The 16,519-nt window shown below is 41.1% G+C and carries 15 protein-coding genes; 11 read left to right on the top strand and 4 right to left on the bottom strand.

The window, feature by feature from the left end; genetic code table 11:
- The first annotated feature begins 6 nt into the window (after positions 1 to 6).
- The 3 genes from ilvD (at position 7) to V7K41_RS02330 (ending at position 3,605) form a co-directional block, all read left to right on the top strand.
- Positions 7 to 1,713, top strand: a complete 1,707-nt coding sequence (ilvD, locus tag V7K41_RS02320) for a dihydroxy-acid dehydratase (protein WP_334845536.1) — start codon at positions 7 to 9, stop codon at positions 1,711 to 1,713.
- A 305-nt stretch (positions 1,714 to 2,018) separates the two neighbouring features.
- On the top strand, positions 2,019 to 2,357 hold the full coding sequence (locus tag V7K41_RS02325) for a hypothetical protein (protein ID WP_334845537.1): 339 nt from the start codon (positions 2,019 to 2,021) through the stop codon (positions 2,355 to 2,357).
- 234 nt (positions 2,358 to 2,591) lie between these two features.
- Positions 2,592 to 3,605 (top strand): alpha/beta hydrolase, encoded by a 1,014-nt coding sequence (locus V7K41_RS02330; RefSeq protein WP_334845538.1) that lies wholly within the window; start codon positions 2,592 to 2,594, stop codon positions 3,603 to 3,605.
- A 749-nt stretch (positions 3,606 to 4,354) separates the two neighbouring features.
- On the opposite strand, the gene V7K41_RS02335 is transcribed toward V7K41_RS02330, so the two are convergent.
- Positions 4,355 to 6,004 (bottom strand): Ppx/GppA phosphatase family protein, encoded by a 1,650-nt coding sequence (locus V7K41_RS02335; protein WP_334845539.1) that lies wholly within the window; start codon positions 6,002 to 6,004, stop codon positions 4,355 to 4,357.
- 342 nt (positions 6,005 to 6,346) lie between these two features.
- Here V7K41_RS02335 and V7K41_RS02340 point away from each other — a divergent pair, with 342 nt between their 5' ends.
- From V7K41_RS02340 to V7K41_RS02370, 7 genes are all read left to right on the top strand, one after another.
- Positions 6,347 to 7,228: a 4-hydroxybenzoate solanesyltransferase gene (locus tag V7K41_RS02340; RefSeq protein WP_334845540.1), complete on the top strand. Its 882-nt coding sequence runs from the start codon at positions 6,347 to 6,349 to the stop codon at positions 7,226 to 7,228.
- Between the two features lie 123 nt (positions 7,229 to 7,351).
- A complete protein-coding gene (locus V7K41_RS02345) occupies positions 7,352 to 9,172 on the top strand; it encodes an asparagine synthetase B family protein (protein WP_334845541.1) in 1,821 nt (606 codons plus the stop codon).
- Positions 9,173 to 9,692: 520 nt separating this feature from the next.
- Complete coding sequence (locus V7K41_RS02350) at positions 9,693 to 10,349, top strand: pentapeptide repeat-containing protein (RefSeq protein WP_334845542.1); 657 nt, start codon at positions 9,693 to 9,695, stop codon at positions 10,347 to 10,349.
- Positions 10,350 to 10,665: 316 nt separating this feature from the next.
- Complete coding sequence (locus tag V7K41_RS02355; RefSeq protein ID WP_334845543.1) at positions 10,666 to 10,827, top strand: hypothetical protein; 162 nt, start codon at positions 10,666 to 10,668, stop codon at positions 10,825 to 10,827.
- Positions 10,828 to 11,000: 173 nt separating this feature from the next.
- Positions 11,001 to 11,150 (top strand): hypothetical protein, encoded by a 150-nt coding sequence (locus tag V7K41_RS02360; protein ID WP_334845544.1) that lies wholly within the window; start codon positions 11,001 to 11,003, stop codon positions 11,148 to 11,150.
- Between the two features lie 5 nt (positions 11,151 to 11,155).
- Positions 11,156 to 11,458: a hypothetical protein gene (locus V7K41_RS02365; RefSeq protein WP_334845545.1), complete on the top strand. Its 303-nt coding sequence runs from the start codon at positions 11,156 to 11,158 to the stop codon at positions 11,456 to 11,458.
- A gap of 293 nt (positions 11,459 to 11,751) precedes the next feature.
- The gene (locus tag V7K41_RS02370) at positions 11,752 to 12,147 is read left to right on the top strand and encodes a hypothetical protein (RefSeq protein ID WP_334845546.1); all 396 of its coding nucleotides are present in this window, start codon (positions 11,752 to 11,754) and stop codon (positions 12,145 to 12,147) included.
- Positions 12,148 to 12,300: 153 nt separating this feature from the next.
- Here the strand turns inward: V7K41_RS02370 and V7K41_RS02375 are convergent, their stop codons facing one another.
- The 3 genes from V7K41_RS02375 to fraC form a co-directional block, all read right to left on the bottom strand.
- Positions 12,301 to 13,080, bottom strand: a complete 780-nt coding sequence (locus V7K41_RS02375) for an ABC transporter permease (protein WP_334845547.1) — start codon at positions 13,078 to 13,080, stop codon at positions 12,301 to 12,303.
- A 213-nt stretch (positions 13,081 to 13,293) separates the two neighbouring features.
- Positions 13,294 to 14,301: a septal junction protein FraD gene (fraD, locus tag V7K41_RS02380; RefSeq protein ID WP_334845548.1), complete on the bottom strand. Its 1,008-nt coding sequence runs from the start codon at positions 14,299 to 14,301 to the stop codon at positions 13,294 to 13,296.
- A 60-nt stretch (positions 14,302 to 14,361) separates the two neighbouring features.
- Complete coding sequence (fraC, locus tag V7K41_RS02385; RefSeq protein WP_334845549.1) at positions 14,362 to 14,901, bottom strand: filament integrity protein FraC; 540 nt, start codon at positions 14,899 to 14,901, stop codon at positions 14,362 to 14,364.
- A gap of 237 nt (positions 14,902 to 15,138) precedes the next feature.
- Between fraC and V7K41_RS02390 the strand changes: the two genes are divergently transcribed.
- Entirely contained in the window at positions 15,139 to 16,275 is a 1,137-nt protein-coding gene (locus V7K41_RS02390) for a cob(I)yrinic acid a,c-diamide adenosyltransferase (protein WP_334845550.1), read from the top strand.
- Positions 16,276 to 16,519 lie beyond the last annotated feature (244 nt).

Genomic DNA, 16,519 nt, shown 5'->3' on the forward strand with positions numbered 1-16,519 from the left:
AGAGCAATGAGTGAAAAAACAACGTCAGATAATTTTAGAAGTAAAGTTGTCACACAAGGGGTGCAGCGATCGCCAAACCGCGCTATGCTGCGTGCAGTAGGTTTTCAAGATGAAGACTTTAAGAAAGCAATTGTCGGTGTGGCTAATGCCTACAGCACCATCACTCCCTGTAATATGGGGATTAATCAACTAGCACTGATCGCTGAAGCTGGAATTAAACTAGCCGGGGCAATGCCGCAAATGTTCGGCACAATTACTATTAGTGATGCGATTTCGATGGGAACTGAGGGGATGAAATATTCCCTAGTGTCACGAGAAGTGATTGCTGACTCCATTGAAACCGTCTGTAATGGTCAAAGTATGGACGGCGCGATCGCCATCGGTGGCTGTGATAAAAATATGCCAGGGGCGATGATTGCAATAGCAAGGATGAATATCCCGGCTATCTTTGTTTACGGTGGGACAATTAAACCCGGACACTATAAGGGGCGCGACTTGACTGTTGTGAGTTCCTTTGAGGCTGTGGGTGAATACAGCGCTGGCAAAATTGACGACACCGAACTGATGGAAGTAGAACACCGCGCTTGTTCTGGTGCTGGTTCTTGCGGTGGAATGTTCACAGCCAATACTATGTCTTCGGCCTTTGAAGCGATGGGCATGAGTTTACCCTATTCTTCCACAATGGCGGCCGAAGATGATGAAAAAGCCGATAGCACCGAAGAATCAGCCAAGGTATTAGTAGAAGCAATTCGCAATCAACTGTTACCCCGACAAATTATCACCCGCAAATCTATAGAAAATGCTATTTCTATAATTATGGCTGTGGGTGGTTCAACTAACGCCGTGTTACATTTTCTGGCGATCGCTCGTGCGGCGGGTGTAGAACTTAATTTAGATGATTTTGAAACTATCCGCGATCGTGTCCCTGTTTTATGCGATTTAAAACCCAGTGGTAGATATGTCGCCACAGACTTACATCAAGCTGGTGGTATTCCCCAAGTGATGAAAATGCTATTGGTACATGGATTACTTCATGGCGACTGTATCACCATCACAAGTAAAACCATCGCTGAAATTTTAGCAGATATCCCCGATGAACCACCCACCAATCAAGATGTGATTCGTCCTTGGAATAACCCGATGTATGCCCAAGGTCACTTAGCCATCCTGAAAGGGAATCTTGCTACAGAAGGTGCTGTTGCCAAAATTAGCGGAGTGAAAAATCCCAGCATTACTGGCCCTGCACGGGTATTTGATTCCGAGGAAGAATGCTTAGATGCCATCCTTGCAGGTAAGATTAAAGTCGGTGATGTGATTGTCATCCGTTATGAAGGGCCCAAAGGCGGCCCTGGTATGCGGGAAATGCTAGCACCCACCTCAGCAATTATTGGTGCGGGTTTAGGTGATAAAGTCGGGTTTATTACTGACGGACGTTTTTCCGGCGGTACTTACGGGATGGTAGTCGGACACGTTGCTCCCGAAGCCGCCGTTGGTGGTGCGATCGCTCTGGTCGAAGAAGGTGATAGCATCACTATCGATGCTAATTCTCGTTTGTTACAAATCAACATTTCTGATGCAGAATTAGCCAGTCGCCGCGCTAAATGGCAACCCCGTCCACCCCGTTATACAAAAGGCATTTTAGCAAAATATGCTAAGTTAGTTTCTTCTAGTAGTGTTGGTGCTGTCACAGACTTGGATTTATTTCATGAGTAGGGAATAAGGGTAGAGACGCGATATACCGCGTCTCTCTACAAGAGTATGGAAAGACGACTTTCTAGCATTGGCTGTGAAACTTATTTCATCTTTTCGCGATCGCTGTATGTCAAAATCGAAAATGTATACTTCTTGTTTTTTCCTGCGATCGCGACCTGTATTTACTTATCTTCACATAGTTTGCTTCTTTAAGTCACTCTACTTATGTTTTAAAGTAGAAAGTAGTTGATTGAAAGTGTTTGTTACTACCAATGAAAGTTTTAGGGTTAATCTTGCCAGTCCTGTTGCTGCTATGCAGTCCTGCTATGGCAGTTGAGCTTAAAGGACAAAATATTGATGGTCAAAAGCTGCCTGCTAGAGCTTATTACTATGCAACTGGTGGGGTATACAAAGTTCAGGTGCGCTTTCACAACAAACGAGCCACAATTTATTTTGAGGACGGCAACCAAACAACTATACAGTTGAACCAGCAAGCGATCGCTGACCCAAAGAATATTGAAGGTTTTGGAAAACTAGGACAATATCCTTTAAATAGAATATTCAGTGTTGGGTTGGTGTATGACAATAATTGGCTCGGTAGCAATGATAGTCAATTCCAACTGTCTAATCCGCTAGATGGGTTGTGGAAAATTAGTTTGGAGTGAGTACTCATCCGACTTTAAAAAGGTTTCTCACTTCTGACAGGGCAACTCAACAATATGTCCTCTGCTAGATTCGGAGGAACTACTTAATTAATAAAGTAACATATATCAGACTCATATTTAATTTTTGAATTACTAAGCGGCTTAAAAGCTTTCCATACAAAGATTTCCTTTTCAAAATCCTGAGCGGGATTCAAGTAGGATTACTATATATATGTGAACATAATAATTACATAAATGAAAGTTGGCATTCAAAATACAGTAGAAATCTTAGAGCAAGTTCACCAATTAGAGTCCACACTAGGTCTTAAAAATGAAGCCTGCCGTTCTAAATTTTTGATTCATCCTGACTTCACTTCAAAAGTTTTTTTGTTTTTGCATGGTTTTACAGCAGGCCCTTACCAGTTCGAGCCGCTTGGTAAAGCCTTCTTTAACACGGGATATAACGTTCTGATTCCTTTACAACCCGGTCATGGACGCTCAGGTGACTGGAAGTCTCAAAATCCTCCACCCCTACCAACAGATATTAAGATTTATCAAAAATTTGTAATCAAATGGTTACAGATTGCAAAAACTCTAGGGCAACAAGTTGTAATTGGTGGATTATCAACAGGTGGAACTTTAGCTGCTTGGTTGGCTTTAGAGCATCCTCAAGAGATTCACCGCACCTTATTGTTCACGCCTTTTTTAGGTAGCCGCTACTTAATATTCGATCAACTGATCAAAATTCTGCCAATTTACTTTGAATGGTTCAACAAAGATGCATCTGGCAATTTTGGTTATAAAGGTTTTTGTCTCAAGGCCTTACGGATATTTCTGGAATTGGGATATCAGGTTTTAGATAAGTCTCAAGGCTGTGTTTCTGCCCCAATTTTAATGGTATGTAGTGAGGCAGATAGTGCTGTTAGTCGCTCGAAACAGCAGGATTTTTTCCGAAGAGTACTTAGGGAGCAACGGAAATCCTGGTATTACTGTTTCGATGATTCGCTTCACATTGAACATCGAATGATGACAAAATTGGAAGACAATGATTATGAGGAACTGGTAATTACCCTTAGTAAAGCATTTGTTGAGAGTGATTTAACTTGGGTAGAGTTTGAGCAAATGGCAAAACGGATAGCGCAGGGGCAAGCTCATGACCAAATCATGCGAGAACTCAACTTTGATGAACAAGTTTTTCCACAGCTATCTGCAATGATGACTCAAGGTTTTGGCTGTGAACATCTTAAATGTATTAATCCAGATTCCTAATGAGCATCGTAATTTTGCAAAAAATCGTTTGTTGTGTAAAACATGACACTTATGTTCAAATTATAAAAAAGGAAAAATTTCTTGGGGAGCGTCGGAAAGAATGCTTGCAAGTTGATATCTGCCCTAATTCCTGTAGGGTGTATAAGACTAAATTAGTATCGCTAGAAACATTGCATTTGACTTTGGGAACTACGCTCCACCCTAGACATTGGTGATGAGCCTACCGAAATTTTACCTTGAAGTCTCTAGCAACTGCGTAGGCGTAACCCGTCATAGACATCGCCATACCTATCGGTAAAAGTCAGCGCAAGTTTTTTTCAGTTACTAACATCATATTTGCTTGATTACTTATTAAACTATTGAAATTTTATATAAGGATATCTAAGTTTTCCCGACTTAGATATCCACTAGCAACATAACCTACATTTAATAGATTGTTAGCCCTATTATAATTACTAATTTTTATTTTTAAATGGTTCTTGGGACAGTTATAAATTCGTCCTTAAGTTAGATGTCAAAATTAGATATATATTTTTATTTAAAATAGTTTCAAATTTAATTAAAGTTATTGTGTACAAGAGAAAGTTACTTGTATAATCATACCTTCCTAAATAGTTACTAAATAAAGTTGTCTGATTTTTACCTGAAGCTTTTATATTGAGCCTAGCTTCTCAAGTTGAATTAGCGATCGCAAGAATAAAACATCAGCTATATTCAGGTGCGTTAACCCGTGTAACGCACCTCACTTTCTAAGACAAGTTAGCAATGCTAGACTTTTCTAAACTTGCTACTAATTTCACCCCAAATTCTTCTTCAAACACTCCTTTTTTATAATCTAAGCTCCAAAGTTCTAAAGCACAATCATCATCTGGTTGAGATGGAAAAATTAGCAAGTTGACCTGCCTAAGTTGTGGATAATACTCACATTGCACTTGAGCGATCGCACCAATTTGTCGTCTATCTAATGCCACTGCTAATCTCAGAATTGCACTTAATTGACTAACAATTTGTCGCTGTTGTTTAGTCAGCAAACTCTGGTAGTTTTCATGTTTTTTCTTGGGCGGCGATTTGCGATGATAACGCGCTAAATTGGCAATAATTTCAATCTCGGTTTCTGTATAACCGAGTAATTCTCCATTGCGAATTAAATAGTAAGAGTGCTTGTGGTGAGACGAATGGCTGATATAATGACCGCAATTGTGTAATATGGCGGCTGCCCACAGCATTTGTCGCTCGTCAATTCCCCAGTGGTGTAACGTACCTTGAGTTTGGTCAAATAAACTCTCGGCAAATTTGGCCACGCGATCGCTGTATTCTAAATTGATGTGGTATTTATCCGCCAGTTTGAGAACATTTCGGTCTCGAACTGAACTTTGGTAGCGTAGCTTATCTTCAATTAAACCGTGGGTCAACATCCAGTCTACGATTACGCCTTCTCTAAGAGAACGCTCACAAACTGTAATCGATTCACTACCCAAGAGGGTCATTGCTTCCTGTAATATGACTGCGCCAGCGAGGATAACTTCAGGGCGCTTCTCTGGCATACCAGGAATCTCAGCCCTTTCGGAGTTACTCAATTTCCGCAAGCGATTTACCAACTCTTGCAAGTCTTTAAAACTAAATTGGTAGCCATTGAGAGTGGAAGGAATAACACCCGACTTTTCCCGTGCATGAATCATCGCCAGGGTTTCAATTGTGCCCGCCGTACCCACCAAACGCGGAGATTCCCCAAACTCTAGGTTTGCTAACAGTTCTTCTACAGAACGTTCCAACATTCCGCGTGCATAGGCTTGCAAATACTGAAACTCAGTGTTGCTAATGGGGTCAGTAGTGATTAATTCGCTAGTGAGTCGCACTGCACCAACTTTCGTACTCGTGAGAATGCGGGCTTCGTGACTATCGCCTAAAATCAATTCTGTAGAACCACCACCAATATCAATAATGGTATGAGGCTGGTTGTTAAATTCCATGCCCGACAGCACACCAAGATAGATTCGCCGCGCTTCTTCTTGACCAGAAATCAAGTTAACGCTTAAATCCAGATCCGTTTCTATTGTGTGCAAAAAATCTTTACCATTGGGGGCTTCTCGCACAGCACTAGTTGCCACAGCAATGATAGTTTCAGCGTTGATAGTTTTGGCAACTTCTTGGAAGCGTCCTAAAGCCGCGATCGCCTTTTTAATGATCTCTGGTTTGAGTTCTCCAGTGGTAAGATTGCGATCGCCAAGCCTCACAGTTTCCTTATCTCTAGCAATAATGCTGAAAGCTGGCAGTGTAGGGTCAATCTTGACTACTACCATGTGTAGAGAATTTGTTCCCAGATCAATGGCAGCAATAATCCGATGTTGCTTAGGTGGTTGAGTTGGAATACTCTCCCAGCTAGAAACTAAATTCAGCATCTAGTTTTCTCTCTTTATTAAGAAATGATGGCAAACGGTGGTATATCGGGGTAGCTAGCACTGATATTTATGACAACACACTTGCTCAGGCTGAGTGCTGTTAGCGGATAGCTAGGGTTTAGCCCATATTGAGTAAATTAAAAAATACTCAGCATTCGCAGTTCAGTTTAATCGAGGGTAACTGAGCTATGTATATTTACCCTACTACTTATAACGTCAGTGACTATTTAAAGATATTTAAAGTTGCCACTTTCGGTTATGTTTTTACAAATAACAAATAACGTTATTCTATAGATGTAAAGAAGTGTGAATTGATCTATCTAAAATTATTTGTTGATTTGTATGTTAACGACGCCAGAACGCCCCCAAGAACCAATTTGGCTTGTAATTATCCGACTTTTGCGCTGGCATAAACCGGAAGGGCGGTTAATTTTAATGATTCCTGCCCTTTGGGCTGTGTTTTTGGCAGCTTCAGGGAAACCACCTTTACCTCTAGTTGGTGTGATTATATTGGGTACTCTGGCCACGAGTGCGGCTGGGTGCGTTGTCAATGATTTATGGGATCGGAATATCGATCCACAAGTGGAGAGAACACGCGATCGCCCCCTCGCTTCTCGCGTCTTATCTGTGAAAGTTGGGATTGTAGTCGCGATCGTCTCTTTAGCATGTGCAGCAGTCTTGGCTTTTTATCTTAACCCCTTGAGTTTCTGGTTATGCGTGGCAGCAGTGCCTGTAATTCTGCTTTATCCAGGCGCAAAGCGGGTGTTTCCTATACCGCAACTAGTGCTTTCCATCGCTTGGGGTTTTGGGGTATTGATTAGCTGGAGTGCAGTCACACAAACCATTTCCCAACCAACTTGGTTACTTTGGGGCGCGACAGTACTGTGGACATTGGGATTTGATACAGTTTACGCCATGAGCGACAAGGAAGACGATCGCCGCATTGGTGTTAATTCTAGCGCCCTATTTTTTGGTAATTATGCCCCTCTAGCCATTGGAATTTTCTTTGCTGGCACAATCTTGTTGTTGTCTTGGTTAGGCGTAGTTATACATCTGCACTTAGCCTTCTGGATTAGCCTTGCAGTTGCTACTATCGGATGGGTTTGGCAGTCTCTGCGATTAAGAAAGCGATACTTACCTAATTCTGCTTATGGTAAGATGTTCCAGCAAAACGTGTGGATTGGTTTTATTTTACTTGCTGGGATGATTGCTGGATCTTTCTAAGGAGGCAGGAGGCAGGAGGCAGGAGGCAGGAGGCAGGAGGCAGGAGACCTTGTGTGTACACCGTAGCTTCGCTTGCTCTTAGGTGGTTGGGGATGGGGTTCTAATATGCGTTAAAACTTTCCCATGCTATTTGATGTGTTTAAAAATCGTAAATCTTCTAAAATCGAATTCATCAAAACTAACCCAACCTGGCGCGTAGCGTGGGGAACAGTTGATGCAAATTATGAAAATATAGCTTGGGGAGATGAAAAAATTTCTGTAATTTTACCACGCACAACTTCGGAATTTCCGACGGAGAAATTAGCAATTAGTTCTAGAGGACGATTTGTTGTTGTTGGTGATGTTTGGTTAACTAACCGAGTGCAGTTGTTGCAAAAGTTGGGAATTGAACCGGATAGCTTTCAAAGAAGTTCTTTGCAACTGGTGGCCAATCTTTGGGAACGATGGGGTAATGAAAGTCTTAGCCAACTTGTGGGGATGTTTGCGTTAGTGGTTTGGGATAGAGAGAAACAGGTGTTGAGATTGATTCGCGATCGCATCGGTGTTCGTACTCTCTATTACACTACCACTGGTTCAGTTCGTTGGATTGCGCCTCAACTGAGAACTTTAGCACCCCATCGTTCATCTGATTTAGATTTGGTGGCGTTGCGAGATTATCTTTGTTGTGCTTTTGTTCCCGGAGAACGAACCCTTTGGGAACAGGTACGGGAACTGCGACCTGGAACCGTTTTAGAATTTCCCGATTGCAAAGTTACAGCTTACTGGCAGCTTCAAGAACAGATTACAGCAATCGATCGACCCTTAGCATGGCATGGCGATCGCTTGCGAGAACTTTTAGACCAAGTTGTTCAAGAATATTTACCACCAGCAAATGAACCCGTTGGCGTTTTTCTTTCCGGTGGTTTGGACTCTAGCAGTATCACTGCTTTAGTAGCAAAATTCCACAAAGCACCAGTTCACACCTTCTCGATTCATTTTGGTTCGGAATGTCCCAATGAGTTAGAATTTTCCAGTCTCGTTGCATCCCATTGTCAGACGCAGCACCACATTTTAGAAATTACTTTTAAGGATATGTGGTCACGCCTGCCGGAAACAATGGCTTATTTGGATGACCCCATTGGCGACCCACTGACTGTTCCCAACCTGTTGCTGGGACGACTGGCGAGAGAAAGCGTAGAAGTAGTTTTGAATGGTGAAGGTGGCGATCCTTGTTTTGGCGGGCCAAAAAATCAGCCGATGTTAATTAATAGTTTATATGGCTCTGTCACCAATCAGGATGCATTGCAAGCTTATTTAATTTCCTTTCAAAAGTGTGCTGCTGACTTACCGCAACTTTTAAAACCAGAAGTTTGGACAGCAGTACAAACAGCGCCTTGGGTTTTTGCAGAAGACTTATATTCTCAAGCCAGCTATCTGAATCGTTTGATGGCAATGAATATCAAATTTAAAGGCGCTGACCAAATTTTGACGAAAGTCAGTAACTTGACTCAAGCTGCTCTTTTACAAGGTCGTTCTCCTCTGTTTGACCAACGAATAGTAGACTTAAGCATGGAGATACCTCCAGAGTATAAGCTTTCTGGAGTAGAAGAAAAAGCAGTTTTAAAGCAAGCGATTACCTGCGGTACGTCTTCTCTACAAGACGCTCCGCATAGCTTGCTTTCCTGTAAAGGTACGGCGATCGCAGATATTTTACCAGATAAAATTATTCATCGTCCCAAAAGTGGCATGATGGTACCGGTGCAGTTAGGGTTTCGTAAATATTGGCAGCAAGAAGCCAGAGATTTATTGCTCAATCAAAATGCATGTATTACTCCTTACTTAAACCAGTTGCCAATTCAGAATTGGTTAAATTATCAAGGAGATACTTGGAGTCGTTATGGAGTCAAGCTGTGGTTGCTTGCTAGTTTAGAAATTTGGTTACAAGTAAATCAAAAAGCGCAGTAGTGAAAGCAACAAAAGGATACGTCATGACTAAATTGGGTTATGCCTTCGCTATCAGTGCTGGGTAATAAGCGAAAAGAAGTACTCAGTACTGATGGAAATTTTGCATCTTACCTCATCCCCCGGCTTCTCATAAAAAGCCGTCGGGAAATAGAAGTCATATCATGTCCGCTTAAAGACTTATCATGAAGACCGCAGTTCTTGCAAGGAGCAGGGATAAAGAGGGTTTTCCGGTTTTTGCACAGATGTGGTAATCATAACTAATTAACCGGACATGATATTATTAGTACCAATGACAAATGACCAAGGACAAATGACTCTTCTTATATGAATATTTCCTGACTTATGTCAGCATTTTTTGTTTTAAAAACCACTGAGAAAACGTATTTTCAACTGATTGCCGATTTTTTGTTAATTTATTTTTGATTATTTACTGAGCTAATCTCCGTTTGCGGTGTACTCTCAATATACGGTAACTACCACACTCAACCTTTGAGATCAATTACACCCAGAGGTGAATACCATGAAAAATTATACTCAACAACAGGAATTTATTTTAAGTCAAATCACAAATAAATATTTTCAGCGTCGGGATTTCAGTGGATGTGACTTGAGAGGAATCGACCTGAAAGGAATTGATTTAAGTGGTATTAATTTAATTGGAGCAGATTTGCGTGATGCAAATTTGTCTGGCTGTGTTCTGACTCGTGCTAATTTAAGTGGCGCAAATTTGATGCAAGCTAGCTTACATGAAGCTAATTTGTATGAAGCATCTTTATGTGAAGCCAATTTGACTAATGCTGATTTAACACGAGCAAATTTGTGCGGAACATTCTTATGGCGAGTAAAATTCATAAATAGTAACCTTTGGGGTACTTCTTTATGTGATGTGGATTTGAGAGAAGCAGACTTAAGTGAAGCCAAATTAATTGAAGCATCGCTGATTGAAGCTAACTTAAGTTTTGCAAATCTCACACGAGCCAAGCTATGTGGAGCAAAATTACTAGAAGCTAATTTGACTGAGGCTAACTTAACTAGTGCAGACTTGACATGGGCAAATTTAACTAAAGCAAACTTGAATAAGGCAAACCTTTGGAAGACAAATTTGATTTATGCGAAGTTGCGAGATACTATCATGCCTGATGGTACAATTGAGCAACCTCAGATAGTTATTTATTAGCTAGAAATAGCTCTGTCAAAGTGAGATAATCTTGCGATTTCGTTTCCATGCAGAGCATGGAAACGAGATATAGCATAATTCAGAATTCAAAAGTCAGAATAAGTAAACTTGAAACCCAATACTTCTCGGGTTTTGGGGAAGAGGAAAGGGGAAAGAAAAAACCTTTAACCCTTAGTCTTTTCCTAAAACCCAATTCGGAATTAAAAATGCTTAACCGAGAAGTCTTGAAGCCTTAGTTAATACAACTTCAGCATTAATTATAAATATTTATTGTATGATAAGTAATCCTTAAGCTGTAATTAATACGACTTCTTCTGTGATTATGAATGCTCAAGGCGTAGTTAACACAGCTTCTTCTGTGATTATGAATGTTCAAGGCGTAGTTAACACAGCTTCTTCTGTAGTTATGAATGCTCAAGCTGTAGTTAACACAGCTTCTTTTGTAGTTAGGAATGCTCAAACTGTAATTAAAATTTAGATATAGCCGTTCCCATTCCGATGCAGTACAGCATTATACCGAAGGGTGTAGGGCACAACATTGCCCATTGGTGTCAACTTAAGAAGATGTAGAACCTCAAAGTTCACTCGCTGACTGACAAGAAATAAACACAGGAGAGAGAAAATCATGGCTAATTCATCATTATCTATGGCTTGAGTGGCAATGATTTATTGCGAGGCGGTGCTGGGAATGATACTCTCGTGGGTGGTGCTGGCAATGATACTCTTGTCGGCGGTGCTGGCGCTGACTGTTTCGTTTACAAAACACCGATGCAGTTTTTGGCGCGACTAATGTTAGTGTAGATGCGATGTCTACGACGGGCTACGCCTACGCTGACTTCAATAGTTCCCAAGCTGATAAGATTGTCCTAGATAAAACTATCTTTAGTGCGATCGCTTCAATTGCTGGAACAGGTTTTAGTAACAAGAGTGATTTTAAAATCATTTCTAATGGGGGAACCAGCACAGCGAAAATTATCTACGACGCTGTGAGTGGACAGCTATTTTACAACCAAAATGGCAGTGCGGCTGGTTTTGGTAGTGGCGGTCTATTTGCAACTCTGACTGGTGCGCCAACTCTGAGTGCATCAGATTTTGTTGTGGAAGTTTAGATGCTATTTTCAAGTAAACATAACGTGAGTTCGACAAGCCCTTTTTTGACCTCTCCCCCAACCCCTCTCCGACACGGAGAGGGGAGCCAAAACCCTAATTTCTCGTTGCTCCTCCCTTTCCCCGTGGGAGAGGGAGGTTGGCAGGGAGAGGTTCATCGAACTCACGTTAAATTAAGAGAATTTACCAGTATCTATCTCATAAAAAGTATCATTATTTTTGTGGATTTTGCTGAACCAGAATATATTTTTAATAGGGCATAGTAACTGTAGAAATGTTATAAGTAACTAAGTTTATGTCTTTGAGAAAACGTACATCCCGCGTTCTAGAAAATGCTGAGTTAAGATTTGCTGGACTCAAAGCAATTGATGCCAATCTGGATCTTGGAGAGACTTGCAATTTAAAAATACTGACAGAACTAATTGAACAATTACGCAGCAAGTTAGAAGCTCATAATACTGCTCTCAGCACGATTGACTCTTCCAAAGTAGAAATTGAAGAGTTAGAACAAACCTTGGGTGGTTTCTCCGAAAAAATGCTCATGGGAATCGGCTTTAAATATGGCAAAGATAGCCGCGAATATGAGATGGCTGGTGGAGTTCGCAAAAGTGAACGTATCCGTAAAAGTAGAGCGACTCGCTTGAAAACTATTGCACAAAAAGTATCTAGCCAAGGCACTCAACCCTTGTAGATGTGTAAACAATACAGTTTGGATAAGCGGGGGAGCAAGGGAGAAATCAATTCAAAATTCAAAATGACGCTCGCGGACTCGCTAACGCTGCGCTAACAAAATTCAAAATTAAAGAACTTCTGCCTCCTGCCTCCTCTGCCCAATGCCCAATGCCTAAAATTCGCGTTGTGAAAAGATCAGAATAGCGATCGCTAACAACAAGGTACTATAAACTAAGCCGTAACCAGCATTCATAATTAGTGTAATGTTGTCAGGTAGTGCTTGCAGACCATAAACGGCATCATTTTTCAAATCTAATCGAGATAAATCTGGCAAGAAAAGAAACAAAGCTTGAGTTAGACGTTCCATACCAGGGTTACGGCTCAGACGACCAAGTTGTACTAAATCTTGAGTAATATTTCCGATTAAATATACCGCAAAGGTTAAAACAGTCGCTAGCAAAGAAGCAGTAAAAACACCAAAGGTAATAGCTACGGCAGTAATTAATGACAACTGCAAAAATAAGAAAATTGCAGCAATTAGAATGCTTGCCGTCGGATGAGGAATATTACCAAATTGCAGAAATAGCAGATAAATTACTGTCATCGTGGCGACAAGCACAGCTAGGACTGCCGATAAACCCAAGTATTTGCCGACGATAATTTCGCTGCGACTAACAGGTTTAGCAATTAATACTAAAACAGTGCGTTTTTCAATTTCTTTATTAATTAGTCCCGTACCAATAAATATCGTAATAATTAACCCGATGGCATTCATCGCTGCCATCCCAAAGTCTAAAAACATTTTATCTTCAGCCGTAGCTGCAAATTCAGGAAGGACGCGGAAGGCAGTGGCGAGTACTAGCGCATAAAAACCAATAATATATAGGATGCGATCGCGTACCACTTCTTGAAACACATTCTTTGCCAATACAAAAATTCTGTTAATAGTCATTTGTCATTTGTCATTTGTCATTTGTCATTTGTCATTGGGAAGAGGCAGAGGGGAAAGAGGTAATTTTATTATTCTTCCTCCTGCCCTCTGCCCCCTGCCCCCTGCCTCCTGCCTCCTGCCCCCTGCCCCCTGCCCCCTGCCTCCTCTGCCTCCTGCCCCCTGCCCCCTGCCTCCTGCCCCCTGCCCTCTGCCCCCTGCCCCCTGCCCCACTCCTCACTGCTGCGGAGGCGGTGAACCAGAAATTAATTTACTGGCGCGATCGCATTCAATTTCTGCAACTGTAATCTTATTTTCTGAATTATTGGCTGCTGCAACTGGTTCAATGCGACAAGATTTTTTTAAGTAATAGCCTCGTGGGTTAGAACTTGGACCTATCCAAATACTTAATAAATCTAATATATATCCAGACTTTGTATTAGCTACACGCGGTTCAACACGCCATAGTTCCTTCTCTTCATATTTACTCAGGTTTTTTTGAATTATTCCCCTACCCAGATTTCCTACCCGTTGTTTCGCATCTAGCAACCATTTCTCTACTTCTGACCAAGGTCTTTTGGCTATTTGTTCTACTACCATTGGTTGAAGTTTTTCTAGAATTACAACGCCGTTTTGGGGAATTTTTACTAATTCTTCTGTTCTGGGAACAAAGGTACTATGTTTAAAAGTATCTGCCTGTAAACTGGGATATTGTCGTAACCAATTATCCATTACAAAGTGAAACTGAATCCAGCAACTTAGCAGCATACTACTAGCAACTAAAATTATAATTCTTTGGCGGTCTTCTGGCTTAGGAATGCGAGCTTTTGCATCGGTGTCATTTCCTTCAATAAACTCTGGTATTGCCGTAATTAGTGCTGAAATTGTCGGCCAAAAAACGATTGTTCTGGGTGTAATTACATCTCGTTGATCTCCAAATGCAAAAACACTCACTAAGAATCCGGTGATTACTGCCCCGACTGGCATAAAAGTACCAGGAACCCTTAAAGGATCTTCAGTTGTATACCAAGCTGTACCAGCAATTAAAAACAACCAACCGAAAAAGGCAATTATATCTTTGATATAACCTGTGGCACAATATGAAAGTATCCAAGAAAAAATACTCAAATAAATGAATGTCTGCCAAGAATAAGCTTTGGGTGGAACTAATATTTTTCTAATTCCTGCATAAAGCCCTTCAGCAAATTTAAAAACCCCAAAGACATCTTTTAGTAGCGTATTCATATTCCTCCTTACACCTGATTCATCAATAATTTTTCTCTAAATTAAACAAGTAATTTCTTGCTATTTTGAACGAAATAATAAAATAAGGGTTATTGCACTATAGCTCAGAGAATTTGCTATTAGTATAGTAGTAACTAAATTAGTATTTTGGAAATTCAGGGTGGTAAAACGACGCCGTTGCAGCCGCTGAGATGTTTGAGGTTCCTCTTCTTTTTTAGTAAATGATTCATTTAATGAGAATAGCAAAACCCTTAAAGTGAAAAATTTCATCAAAAAAGTAGTAAAAAAAATTATACAAGCAGTTAAAATAATTAAAGTCTGTGTATTCGACGATTTAAAGTTATTAAAAAGCATATAGTTAATTAATTCTGATTTCACCTGTATCGGCAACAGTGGTTCTGATACAAAAAATATAAACCAACCAATGACACTCGAAAACAGATTGATAGAAATTGCATAAAAAGTACTGGTTTTTTTGTCAAATTTTAGTCGATAATGCAAAACATAAGCTTCGATGGAGATGGCAATCAGTACAAATAAAAAGTCAAACAGAAATCCACCAATGGGAAAAATCCTGGGAAGCATCCAATTGTCAGGCATAAATGGTTAAGGGTAAGGGTTAACTGTAGTGAGTATAACTGGGATAGTAAGGGTGATGGGGGAAATTATCCCATTGTTCTTGTCCTTTACTATGTGGGTGTGCCAGTATTCCTCTATTGATATTGTTAATAGATCGAACTGACCCTTATACAGACGGGTTAGAGGGATAGTTTCTAAGATGAGAGTACAAGAGGTTAGGTAAGATTAAAGACTGCCATAGTTATAGCTTTTCGAGAGATGACAAGAAACGGTATTGGTATTCGGACAGCGCAAGCGCGTCAAGAACGGCTTATTGGTCAAATTCACGTCTACGATGGTCTGGGTAAAGGTAAATCTCAAGCGGCTTTGGGGGTGGTTTTGCGCTCCATTGGCTTGGGAATAAATACGCCTAGCAATTCTAATCGTGTTTTACTGCTGCGGTTTTTAAAAGGGCCAGAACGTGATTATGACGAAGATGGCGCGATCGCAGCTTTACAACGCGGGTTTCCCCATTTAATTGACCAGGTTCGCACCGGGAGAGCGGAATTTTTTGGAAGTGAGGAAATTACCCCCTTTGACCGAGATGAAGCAATGCGGGGTTGGGATGTGGCTAAAGGTGCGATCGCTAGTGGTTTATATTCAGTCGTCGTCTTGGATGAAATTAACCCAGTTTTGGATTTAGGTTTGCTACCAGTGGATGAAGTGGTAAAGACATTAAAATCCAAACCCCAAGAGTTGGAAATCATTGCTACCGGACGCGCCGCACCCCAAAAGTTGCTCGATATTGCAGATTTGCACTCAGAAATGAAACCTCATCACCACCCAACAGCCAAAGCCCTCTTCCTGGAAGGGATTGAAATTTATACTGGTGCTGGTAAAGGCAAGTCTACTAGTGCTTTGGGCAAAGCTTTACAGGCGATTGGTAGGGGAATTAATCATCCAGGGTCTACCCGTGTATTGATTATGCAGTGGCTAAAAGGTGGTAGCGGCTACACAGAAGACGCAGCGATCGCCGCTTTGCAGCAATCATATCCAGAAGTGGTGGATCATCAGCGTTGCGGTGGAGATGCGATCGTCTGGCGAAATTCCCGACAAGAATTAGACTACGTAGAAGCCGAACGAGGTTGGGAAATTGCAAAAGTTGCGATCGCCTCTGGATTGTATAAAACTATTATTCTCGATGAGCTCAACCCCACTGTTGACTTAGAACTACTCCCCGTTGAACCCATTGTCCAAGCTTTACTCCGCAAACCCCGCGATACCGAAATTATTATCACTGGCCGTTGCCAAAATCCACCAGCGTACTTTGATTTGGCTAGCGTCCACTCAGAGGTTTATTGCCACAAACACTATGCTAATCAAGGTGTAGAACTTAAACGAGGTGTAGATTTTTAGGCATTGCTGATTAATAGAAGGAAGGAAGCATTGATTGGTCAAAAGTTACTGTTTGGATAAATTTTCAATGCATGGAATAAGTAGACGATAATATAAATCGATATAACGAATTTACTTTCTAGGTTAGAAAATGCTGCTTGGTTTAACGGGAGCAATGCCTGACCCGTCTTGCTACGCCTCAAGGGTTGGCGAAGCAATCGGCGTGGCTGACGGTAAACCATTTTCCAACAAATACCATAGCTTT

The organism is Nostoc sp. (assembly GCF_036917415.1).
Lineage (GTDB): Bacteria > Cyanobacteriota > Cyanobacteriia > Cyanobacteriales > Nostocaceae > Nostoc.

What these genes read in the sequence shown, in the direction of transcription:
- V7K41_RS02335 (WP_334845539.1), bottom strand. Translation starts at nt 6,004, where the DNA reads ATGCTGAATTTAGTTTCTAGCTGGGAGAGTATTCCAACTCAACCACCT.
- fraC (WP_334845549.1), bottom strand. Translation starts at nt 14,901, where the DNA reads ATGCCTGACAATTGGATGCTTCCCAGGATTTTTCCCATTGGTGGATTT.
- V7K41_RS02350 (WP_334845542.1), top strand. Translation starts at nt 9,693, where the DNA reads ATGAAAAATTATACTCAACAACAGGAATTTATTTTAAGTCAAATCACA.
- V7K41_RS02365 (WP_334845545.1), top strand. Translation starts at nt 11,156, where the DNA reads ATGTCTACGACGGGCTACGCCTACGCTGACTTCAATAGTTCCCAAGCT.
- V7K41_RS02375 (WP_334845547.1), bottom strand. Translation starts at nt 13,080, where the DNA reads ATGACTATTAACAGAATTTTTGTATTGGCAAAGAATGTGTTTCAAGAA.
- fraD (WP_334845548.1), bottom strand. Translation starts at nt 14,301, where the DNA reads ATGAATACGCTACTAAAAGATGTCTTTGGGGTTTTTAAATTTGCTGAA.
- V7K41_RS02390 (WP_334845550.1), top strand. Translation starts at nt 15,139, where the DNA reads ATGACAAGAAACGGTATTGGTATTCGGACAGCGCAAGCGCGTCAAGAA.
- V7K41_RS02340 (WP_334845540.1), top strand. Translation starts at nt 6,347, where the DNA reads ATGTTAACGACGCCAGAACGCCCCCAAGAACCAATTTGGCTTGTAATT.
- V7K41_RS02325 (WP_334845537.1), top strand. Translation starts at nt 2,019, where the DNA reads ATGGCAGTTGAGCTTAAAGGACAAAATATTGATGGTCAAAAGCTGCCT.
- V7K41_RS02345 (WP_334845541.1), top strand. Translation starts at nt 7,352, where the DNA reads ATGCTATTTGATGTGTTTAAAAATCGTAAATCTTCTAAAATCGAATTC.
- ilvD (WP_334845536.1), top strand. Translation starts at nt 7, where the DNA reads ATGAGTGAAAAAACAACGTCAGATAATTTTAGAAGTAAAGTTGTCACA.
- V7K41_RS02330 (WP_334845538.1), top strand. Translation starts at nt 2,592, where the DNA reads ATGAAAGTTGGCATTCAAAATACAGTAGAAATCTTAGAGCAAGTTCAC.
- V7K41_RS02370 (WP_334845546.1), top strand. Translation starts at nt 11,752, where the DNA reads ATGTCTTTGAGAAAACGTACATCCCGCGTTCTAGAAAATGCTGAGTTA.